The sequence below is a fragment of the Streptomyces sp. NPDC032822 genome (genome assembly GCF_055578825.1).
Window position 1 is genome coordinate 201,946 of the sequence record NZ_JBVIOL010000014.1, and the last position, 8,192, is coordinate 210,137.

An 8,192-nucleotide genomic window follows, 5' to 3' on the forward strand; every position below is an offset into this window, starting at 1 on the left:
TTTGGTGAGCCGTCCACAGGTGCCCGGGCCCACCGGCAGGACGCCTTCGCGACCTGCTTATAAGGTGACCCTAACCTGCGTATCCCGGGCCCGGGGAACGGCCGTTCGCCCGGGAGGACCTGAAGGAGCCGTTCTTGCTCTCCACGCGGATCACCAACGCCCACATCATCACGATGGATCCGTCCCGTCCCGTCGCCCGCGAACTCGGCATCTGGCGGGGACGTGTCGTCGGCCTCGACGAGGACGTGGCGGGGCTTCCCGCACGGCGGACCCGTGACCTGGGCGGGGCCGTGGTGCTCCCCGGCTTCATCGACGCCCATGTGCACCTCACCTGGACGGGGCTCAAGGCCGCGGCACCCGATGTCGCCCCGAGCACCCGTGCGGACGACGTGCTGCGGGTCGTCGCGGACGCGGTGGCCCGCGTGCCCGCCGGCACCTGGGTGGACTTCGGCGGCTACGACCAGCGCACCCTGGACCGCCCGTTGACCGCGCGGGACCTCGACACCGTCAGCGACGGCCGCACGGTGTACCTGGGCCACATCTCCGGCCACGCCTGCCTGGTGAACTCGGCCGTGCTGGAACGCCTGCCCGCCGGCACGCCCCACGTCGACGGCTTCCTCGTCGAACAGGCGATGGGCGAGGCGCTCAAGGTCAGGCCTCCGCACTCGCTCGACGAACTGGCCGCGGCCATCGAACGCGCGGGCCGCGTCTGCCGCTCCGAAGGCGTGACGGCCTGTGCCGAGGCCGGCGTGGGCGGCCGGCTCTTCGGACGCACCCCCGTCGAGGCCGCCGCATACCAACTCGCCCACGAGTCCGGCCGGTTGCCGGTCCGCGTCCAGCTCATGGCCGCGGCCGACGCCCTCGACCCCGTACGCGCCGCCCCCGAGGACACCACCGACCGGGCGCTGAGCCTGGGCCTGCGCACGGGATTCGGCGACGGCGCCCTCTCGCTGGGCGCCCTGAAGATCTTCACCGACGGCGGCATGATGGCCCGCACCGCGGCACTCACCAGCCCCTACGCGGGAACCGACACACTCGGCCAACTCCAGGACGAACCCAAGGTGTTGGAGGACGCCATCGTCGAAGGGCACCTCGCGGGCTGGCAGCTCGCGGTCCACGCCATCGGCGACCGTGCCGTCGACGTCGCCCTCGACGCCCTGGAGAAGGCGCAGAAGATCCGCCCGCGCCCCCGGGCACGGCACCGTATCGAGCACGCGGGCCTGGTCCGCCCCGACCAGCTGCCCCGCCTCGCGGCCCTCGGCGTGACGGTCGTCGTCCAGCCGAACTTCCTGCGCCACTACGGGGACGACTACGCCACGATCATGGGGGAGGAGCGGGCGGACTGGCTCTACCGGGGCCGCGCCTTCCTCGACCACGGCGTACGCCTCGTCGGCAGCTCCGACCGTCCCGTCGCCGACGGCGCACCCCTGCGCGCCATCCAGTTCATGGCCGAACGCACCTCCCTGTCGGGCCGGGCCATCGGCGCGGGCGAGGCGATCGACGTGGAGGCCGCCCTGCGCGCCTACACCGTCGACGCCGCGCACGCCTGCCACTGGGAGTCCGACGCCGGTAGCCTCACCCCCGGCAAGCGGGCGGACCTGGTCCTGCTCGGGGACGACCCGACCCGCGTGGATCCGTCCCGGATCGGTGACATCGAGGTCGTGGGGACGTTCCTGGAGGGCGACGACGAGCAGCCCTGACCGGGCCCCGCCGCCCGGCTCAACCGAGCAGCGGCAGCACGGGAAAGGCGTGGTCCTGCCAGATGAGACGCGAGGTCTCCTCCGGGTACGGGGTGACCTCCGGGGCGGTGTCGAAGAGCTGGACGAGGCGCTGTCCGGTGTCGTACGCGGGCCAGCCGGGGTCACCGTGGGTGGCGAACGCCGTCCACGCGGCGCGGATCCGGGCGGACAGTGCCGCCGCCTCCGGGGACGGGTCCTCGCCGATCAGCATGGCGGGCTGACCGCGGTCCAGATTGCCGAAGACGAGCGGCACGTCGAGGCCGTGGCAGGCGCCGAGGGCACCGCCCATGCCCGGAGCGGCCCAGGTCAGCTCGTAGACGTGGGCCAGGCCGCCCGCGGCGCTCTGGGCCTCGGCGAGGTGGAGGGTGGGCATGCGGAACACCCAGTCGGACTGGACCAGTTCGTACAGCTCGTCCGGCCCCGCGGCCGGAAAGCCCTCCCTGTACCGGCGTGCGCCGTCCGGACCCGGTGCGAAGACGCGCAGGGCGGTCGCCGCCTGCTCCCGCGTCACCTGGCCGAGCAGTCCGTCGAGCGCGGTGAGCAGCCGCTGTTCGTCCCGTGTGTGGCCGACGAGGAGTTCCACGTCCCGGCCGGCGCCGTCGGCCAGAGCCTGCCAGGGCGTGACCGGGAGGACGTCACCCTCGACGACCGGCGAGAACAGGACCGACCGGTGCGCGACCGGACCCCACCGCTCCGCCCACCGGCCCACCTTGGCGCCGACCGCGTCACCGGCGGCGGACAGCAGGGCCGGCTCCACCGTGGACAGGTCGGCCGCCGTGGGCCTCAGCCCCAGCTCGTCGGCGCAGGCGACGGCGATGTCGGAGGCGAGCTCCTCAGAGAAGAACGTGCCCTGCGCACTCTGCGCGACCGCCCGGCCGAAGAGCCCCGCCGCCCGTGGCATCGCCAACAGCGCGGCGACCGATCCGCCGCCCGCCGACTGCCCGAACACCGTGACCCGGCCCGGATCGCCGCCGAAATCCCGGATGTTGTCCCGCACCCACTCCAGCGCGGCGACCTGGTCGAGCAGACCCCGGTTGGCCGGAGCCCCCTCGATCTGCCCGAAACCCTCCAGACCCACCCGGTAGTTGAACGTCACCACGACGACACCGCCGTCCCGCGCGAGGCGAGCGCCGTCGTACTCGGGAAGACCGGACATACCGATCGTGTACGCGCCACCCTGGATCCAGACCATCACCGGCAGCCCCGTGCCCGGCGCCGACCTCGACCCCGACCCTGGCTCGGGCTCGTACTCGGGGGACCAGACGTTGAGGGTCAGCCAGTCGTCGTCCACCGCGTCCCGCGCCAGCACGTCCATGCCGAAATGACCGCCCTGAGGGGGTGGCGGACCGTACGACAGCGCCTCTCGTACCCCGTCCCATCCCCGCACCGGCCGCGGTGCGGCGAACCGCAGCGGCCCGACCGGCGGCTCCGCGAACGGGATGCCACGGAAGACCGCGACACCCTCCTCCCGGTCGCCGCGCAACACGCCGGCCGCCGTACGCACTTCGGGCATCACAGCTCCCCCTGGACAGATGGATCCGGCCCCGTGGATCTGCGCCGGCGGATCCGGGCAGGCGTCACGTGATCACACAGGCGGGTGTCCGCCCGGACCCCCGGATCATCCCGCCGCGTCCGGACGCACGCCAACGATTAACGGGTCAGTCCACCGGCCAGGTGTGGACCGGGGCGTTGAGATGCATGTACGCGCTGTACAGCTGAGTCATCTGCCGCAGGGCCTCGTGGCGGCCGGCCCGTGTGGTGGCGGTGAGATGGCGGAACATCTCCTTCTGCCACACCGCCCCGTTGCGGCCCGTGACGCACCGCTGCTCGATGATGCCGAGCAGCGGCTCGCGCCAGGCCGCGTCCATGCCCGAGCGCTCCAGCCCCTCGTGCGCCAGCGGCAACAGCCGCCGCAGGACGAGTTCGGGCACCGGCACCTCGCCCATCCCCGGCCAGTACAGGGGCGCGTCGATGCCGTGCCGGGCCGCGGTGTGCAGGTTCTCCTCGGCGGCCGAGAAGGACATCCGGGACCACACCGGCCGCTCCTCGTCCACCAGGGCGCGGGTCAGACCGTAGTAGAAGGCGCCGTTGGCCAGGGTGTCGGCGGCGGTCGGGCCGGCGGGCAGCACCCGGTTCTCGACCCGCACGTGCGGCAGATCGTGGGCGACGGCGTAGACCGGGCGGTTCCAGCGGTAGATCGTGCCGTTGTGCAGGGTGAGTTCGGCGAGTTCGGGGATGCCGCCCTGGTCCAGGGTCTCCACCGGGTCCTGCTCGTCGCACAGGGGCAGCATCGCGGGGAAGTAGCGCAGGTTCTCCTCGAACAGGTCGAAGACACTGGTGATCCACCGCTCCCCGAACCACACCCGCGGCCGGACGCCCTGCTCCTTGATCTCCTGCGGGCGGGTGTCGGTCGCCTGCTCGAACAGCGGGATACGGGTCTCGTGCCACAGTTCCCTGTCGAACAGGAACGGCGAGTTCGCCGCCAGCGCGACCTGGACTCCGGCGATGGCCTGCGCCGCGTTCCAGTAGGCGGGGAACTCCTCGGGGGAGACCTGGAGATGGAACTGCGTGCTGGTGCAGGCGGCTTCCGGAGTGATCGTGTCCGCGTAGATCCGCAGCCGGTCCACGCCGTCCACCTCGATCCGCAGATCCTCGCCCCGGGCGGCGAACACCTGGTCGTTGAGCAGCCGGTAGCGCGGGTTCTCCGACAGCGCCGCCTCGCCGATGTCCTCCTGCCGCAGCGTGGGAAGGATGCCGATCATGATCAGATGCCCACCGACGGCCCTGGCGCGCTCTTCGGCGTGATTCAGCGCGGCACGGATCTCCGACTCCCACGCATCGGGGCCGCCCTCCGTCAGACGGCGGGGCGGCACATTGATCTCCAGGTTGAACCGGCCCAGCTCGGTCGACCAGGCGGGGTCCGCGATGGACTCCAGCACATCGACGTTGCGCATGGCCGGCTCCGCCTCGTCGTCGACCAGGTTCAGTTCGATCTCCAGCCCGACCTGCGGCCGCTCGGACTCGAACCGTGACTCGCGCAGCATCTGCGCGAAGGCGTCGAGGCACTCCTGCATCTTGGTCCGGTACCGGCGGCGGTCCTCGCGGGTGAAGACCAGCGCCGGGACGTCTCGTCCCATCGGTCCTCCAGGGTGCGGCTCCTCGACACCTCTCCCCTCCAGCGTCGCACCACGCGGCGCGCCCGACCAGGCGGGATGTCAGCGCCAGCCGAAACGGCGGTCCACCACCACCGTGAACTCCTCCAGGGTCAGGACGGCGTCCCCGTTCTGGTCGGCGGCGTCGAACAGCGCGGAGGAGGCGTCGGCGTCACCCACACCCCAGAACGGCAGATCCCCCGACGCGGCCAGGGACGGCCCCTTCGTCCGCAGGGCGCTGATCACCTCTTCGCGGGTGAGTGTCCCGTCGTGGTCGAGATCCAGCGCCTCGAACAGCTTCCGCGCCTTGTCGCTCATGTGTCGCCCTCGTTCCCCGTTGCCGGCGGGGTGGGCCGGCCCACCCCGCTCCCAGACCACAACGCGTCCGCCCCGGCCCCGGTTCCCCGCCCCCGACACCTCCGTCGGCCCCGCCCGGCGCCACCGCTGACGACCCCGACCACCACCACACGATCACCGGGCTCCGACGCGTGCGCTCGGGTCGGTTGCCGGGGTCAGTCCTGCGGGGTGAGCAGGACGATCGGGATCTCGCGGGCGGTCTTGCGCGCGTACTCGTCGTACAGCGGGAAGATGCTCGCCATGAGGAGCCAGAGGGACTCCCGTTCGGCCGGGGACGCGACCCGGGCGCGAGCGGTGAACCGACGGGCGCCGACCTGCACCCCGACGCTCGGGTCCGCCTTGAGGTTCTCGAACCACGCCGGATGCTCGTCGGCACCCCCTTTGGAGGCGACGACGACGAAGTCCTCGCCCGCGGTGCCGTAGATCAGGCAGGTGCGGCGCGCGATGCCGGTCCTGCGCCCGGTCGTGGCGAGCACGAGCGTGAACACGCCGTTCGACTCGTGTCCCTCGGTGCCACCCGAGGCCAGATACGTACGGGTCTGCTCGGCGACCCAGTCCCATTGCGAGTCGGTGGCGTGGTCGAGGTCATCGGCGACAGCCATGACGGACGGTCCTTTCGGGAACGGAAACCTGGTACGGAACGCGCTGTCCGGCGATCAGCCTCGGTTGAGTTCCCCGGCCGCGCCGCCCACGTGATCCAGTCCTCCTGTGTCGCGCGGCCCGTCGTGGCCGCTCGTACCCCTGGGACGGAGCCGACGCGACGTTCTCGACACCGCCATGTCGGTGAGGGCGGTCACTTTCGCTCCAGTGCGGCCAGCCGCAGCTCAAGCTGGTCGACCCGGTGCCGCAACAGGGTGACCTGGGCTTCCAGGCTGACCTCCCGTTCCGCCCGGCGCTGGATGCGCGGTGACGCGGCGGCGCGCTCGATCACCGCGTTCAGCTGGACCAGGCGCTGCGGCCCGTTCGGCCCGTCCACCAGCCGGGACCGGATCTCGCCGTTGCGGTACCAGGACCGCAGGGCCGAGCGGGAGACGCCGGTCTCGGCCTCCGCCTTGGCCAGCGTGACCCAGGGCGTCTCGTCCAGCTGCTCGAACAGCTCCAGCTCGCTCTGCCAGCGCGCGAGGCGGTCCTCCCAGTCCGACGGTGTCTCCATCGCACCCTCCCTTCAGCACAGTGACCCTGTCAATAGCAGTGTATTGACAGGGTTGGGAGCATGGAAGCATGACTTTTGAACGGTTCACGGTGGAAGCCCGCAAGGTGGTCGTGACGGCTCAGGAGGAGGCGAGGCTGCTCAGGCACCACTACATCGGCACGGAGCACATCCTGTTGGGGCTGCTCGACGCCTCGGACACGATGGCGGCGAAGGTCCTGCAGCAGCTCGGGTACGACAAGGAGACGGCGCAGGCCGACGTCATCGCGCTGGCCAAGCCCGGCACGCAGGAGCTGAGCGGGCACATCCCGTTCGCGCCGAGCGCGAAGAAGACGCTGGAACTCGCCCTGCGCGAGGCGCAGCAGCTGCACCACACCTACATCGGCACCGAGCACATCCTGCTCGCCCTGGTCAGGGAGGGTGAGGGCATCGGCGCGCAGGTGCTCGCCGAGCGGATCGACCCGATCGGCGACATCCGTGCCGCGGTGCTGGCGGCATCGGAGGGATCGCAGGACGTCGCGGCCGGCTCCTGGCCGGCCGGCACACCGGCCACCGAGGACACCGTGTCGGCCGCCAGCGCGCTGGCCGGTGGCGCACCGGTCGGCAGCCATCACCTGCTGGAGGCGATGCTGCGGGCGGAGAACAGCATGGCGGCCCGGGTGCTGCGCGAACTCGGGGTCGACCCGGACGCGGTCGCCGCCAAGATCGACGAACTGGATCCGGAGACGACCACGGACGCGAGCCCGGAGGAGGCCGCCGCGCGCAGGATGGAAATCCGGCTGGTCGACGACGAGGTGCACCTGATCCTGCGGGATCCGGCAACGGTCACGCTCGCCAAGAAGGTCACCGAACTGTCCAGCGGCCCGATCCAGGGCGTCGGGCCGGTCGCCGGCATGTTCGTCCCGCTCTGGCGGTCGACCAACCAACTGCTGCTGCAGATCCAGCGGGTGCTGGAACCGGAACCCGAAGAAGAGGGTGGATCCGCCGCGGGCAACGTGGCCAAGGTCGTGCGCACGATCCTCGCGCCCCGGCTCCGCCGACGGACCGGCTGATCAGCGGGCGGTCGCGAAGGTGCGGCCGGTGACACCGGGGATCGGTCCGGCTGCGGGTGGCGGTGCCGACCCGCACGCACCACGGATCGACCTCCCACGCACAGGCGACACGGCACATCGAAGGCACCACGCGCCCCGCGGCGCGCCCGGTCCGACCTGCGGACCCACGCCGCCGCGGGGCGAGATGGCCGGGCGGGCTTGTTGCGCGATCACGTTTCAGGAGACACTTCTACAGCACTGTAGATGCGAATGTGCCGCCGGTCCGCCGTATCGGTGGCCGTCCGCCACCGGGAGAGAGCAGGCACGATGTTCGGCTTGAGTGAAGTGGCCTTGATCCTAGTTGTCGTCATCGTGGTGCTCGGCATCAAGAAGCTGCCCGAGTTGACGCGTTCGGCGGGCAAGGCGGCCCGGATCTTCAAGAGCGAGGCCAAGGCGCTGAAGGAACAGGACGCCTCCGACACGCCGACCGGGCCGGGGCACGTCGTCCAGGGCACGGTCGTCGAGCGGAACGACCCGACCGCGCGTTCCTGAGGTGCTGCGTCCGCACCCGCGCTCGTTCTAGGGCCTGTGTGACGTTGTGATCAGCCAGTTGCCTCCAGCAGGTCGTTGATCCAGATCATTGAGGCACGGAGGTGGAGGCCGGCGAGGTAGCTCTCGGGCGACTTGTCGTATCGAGTGGCGATGCCCCGCCAGGCCTTCAGCTTGTTGATGAGCCGCTCGACCGTGTTCCGCTCCTGGTAAA

At 71.4% G+C, this 8,192-nt stretch carries 8 protein-coding genes and 1 pseudogene; 3 read left to right on the plus strand and 6 right to left on the minus strand.

All coding sequences use genetic code 11. The annotated features are described in order from the left end of the window. Positions 1 to 134: 134 nt before the first annotated feature. Positions 135 to 1,700 (plus strand): amidohydrolase, encoded by a 1,566-nt coding sequence (locus tag ACZ5VD_RS32800; RefSeq protein ID WP_468551559.1) that lies wholly within the window; start codon positions 135 to 137, stop codon positions 1,698 to 1,700. Between the two features lie 19 nt (positions 1,701 to 1,719). On the opposite strand, the gene ACZ5VD_RS32805 is transcribed toward ACZ5VD_RS32800, so the two are convergent. From ACZ5VD_RS32805 to ACZ5VD_RS32825, 5 genes are all read right to left on the minus strand, one after another. Beyond that, entirely contained in the window at positions 1,720 to 3,252 is a 1,533-nt protein-coding gene (locus ACZ5VD_RS32805) for a carboxylesterase/lipase family protein (protein WP_468551560.1), read from the minus strand. 145 nt (positions 3,253 to 3,397) lie between these two features. After that, positions 3,398 to 4,876, minus strand: a complete 1,479-nt coding sequence (locus ACZ5VD_RS32810; RefSeq protein WP_468551561.1) for a glutamate-cysteine ligase family protein — start codon at positions 4,874 to 4,876, stop codon at positions 3,398 to 3,400. 78 nt (positions 4,877 to 4,954) lie between these two features. Further along, positions 4,955 to 5,209, minus strand: a complete 255-nt coding sequence (locus tag ACZ5VD_RS32815) for an EF-hand domain-containing protein (protein ID WP_468551562.1) — start codon at positions 5,207 to 5,209, stop codon at positions 4,955 to 4,957. Between the two features lie 194 nt (positions 5,210 to 5,403). Next, positions 5,404 to 5,850, minus strand: coding sequence for a nitroreductase family deazaflavin-dependent oxidoreductase (locus ACZ5VD_RS32820; RefSeq protein ID WP_468551563.1), 447 nt, complete (start codon positions 5,848 to 5,850; stop codon positions 5,404 to 5,406). 191 nt (positions 5,851 to 6,041) lie between these two features. Beyond that, a complete protein-coding gene (locus ACZ5VD_RS32825; protein ID WP_468551564.1) occupies positions 6,042 to 6,401 on the minus strand; it encodes an excisionase in 360 nt (119 codons plus the stop codon). 68 nt (positions 6,402 to 6,469) lie between these two features. On the opposite strand from ACZ5VD_RS32825, the gene ACZ5VD_RS32830 reads away from it, so the two are divergent. Together ACZ5VD_RS32830 and ACZ5VD_RS32835 are read left to right on the plus strand one after the other, a co-directional pair. After that, positions 6,470 to 7,450, plus strand: a complete 981-nt coding sequence (locus tag ACZ5VD_RS32830; RefSeq protein ID WP_468684265.1) for a Clp protease N-terminal domain-containing protein — start codon at positions 6,470 to 6,472, stop codon at positions 7,448 to 7,450. Between the two features lie 306 nt (positions 7,451 to 7,756). Continuing rightward, positions 7,757 to 7,981, plus strand: a complete 225-nt coding sequence (locus ACZ5VD_RS32835; RefSeq protein WP_468551566.1) for a twin-arginine translocase TatA/TatE family subunit — start codon at positions 7,757 to 7,759, stop codon at positions 7,979 to 7,981. A gap of 50 nt (positions 7,982 to 8,031) precedes the next feature. Here ACZ5VD_RS32835 and ACZ5VD_RS32840 read toward each other — a convergent pair. Next, positions 8,032 to 8,192, minus strand: a pseudogene (locus ACZ5VD_RS32840) (IS5/IS1182 family transposase); the annotation flags it as partial.

Bases quoted from the DNA above. Each gene is read 5' to 3' on its own strand.
- ACZ5VD_RS32805 (WP_468551560.1), bottom strand. From the start codon at position 3,252: ATGCCCGAAGTGCGTACGGCGGCCGGCGTGTTGCGCGGCGACCGGGAG.
- ACZ5VD_RS32810 (WP_468551561.1), bottom strand. From the start codon at position 4,876: ATGGGACGAGACGTCCCGGCGCTGGTCTTCACCCGCGAGGACCGCCGC.
- ACZ5VD_RS32815 (WP_468551562.1), bottom strand. From the start codon at position 5,209: ATGAGCGACAAGGCGCGGAAGCTGTTCGAGGCGCTGGATCTCGACCAC.
- ACZ5VD_RS32820 (WP_468551563.1), bottom strand. From the start codon at position 5,850: ATGGCTGTCGCCGATGACCTCGACCACGCCACCGACTCGCAATGGGAC.
- ACZ5VD_RS32825 (WP_468551564.1), bottom strand. From the start codon at position 6,401: ATGGAGACACCGTCGGACTGGGAGGACCGCCTCGCGCGCTGGCAGAGC.
- ACZ5VD_RS32830 (WP_468684265.1), top strand. From the start codon at position 6,470: ATGACTTTTGAACGGTTCACGGTGGAAGCCCGCAAGGTGGTCGTGACG.
- ACZ5VD_RS32835 (WP_468551566.1), top strand. From the start codon at position 7,757: ATGTTCGGCTTGAGTGAAGTGGCCTTGATCCTAGTTGTCGTCATCGTG.